The 405-nt window shown below is 36.3% G+C and carries 1 protein-coding gene; it reads left to right on the top strand.

Translation table 11 applies throughout. From position 1 onward, the window contains the following. Positions 1–192: 192 nt before the first annotated feature. Positions 193–405 (top strand): ATP-binding cassette domain-containing protein (locus CBI42_RS11435; protein WP_142294142.1); only part of this gene is annotated, 213 nt, incomplete at its 3' end.

The following is a 405-nucleotide window of genomic DNA, read 5'->3' as shown; positions in this document are numbered from 1 at the left end:
AATAGGGCTCTAAAAGCATTTAAAGATGCTTTTAGAGCCCTTTTCATTTGTTTTCAAAACTGGCTGCCGAAACATAATCTTTACATAGTCCCCAATATCTTTACCTGCAATTTACATTAACGAAATCGCGAATTTACATTGAACGGCCACAATAATAAATGTATTCAAATAAATGATTTTGAGGTGAGATATTTGTCAATTACTTTAAGAAACGTCCGCAAAGATTATGACGCACAGACAGAGGTCCTGAAAGATATTTCTGTGAAGGTTGAAACTGGCGAGTTCTTCGTCATCGTTGGACCTTCTGGATGTGGTAAAAGTACATTACTTAGAATGATCGCCGGTTTAACTCCAATTACGGCTGGTGAAGTCAGCATTGATAATACAGTTGTTAATGATTTACCT

It is taken from the genome of Streptococcus sp. KR, assembly GCF_002238115.1.
In the GTDB taxonomy this organism is placed as follows: Bacteria; Bacillota; Bacilli; order Lactobacillales; family Streptococcaceae; genus Streptococcus.
Note: the sequence above shows the minus strand (reverse complement) of the source record. Positions and strands in the feature narration are given on the sequence as shown.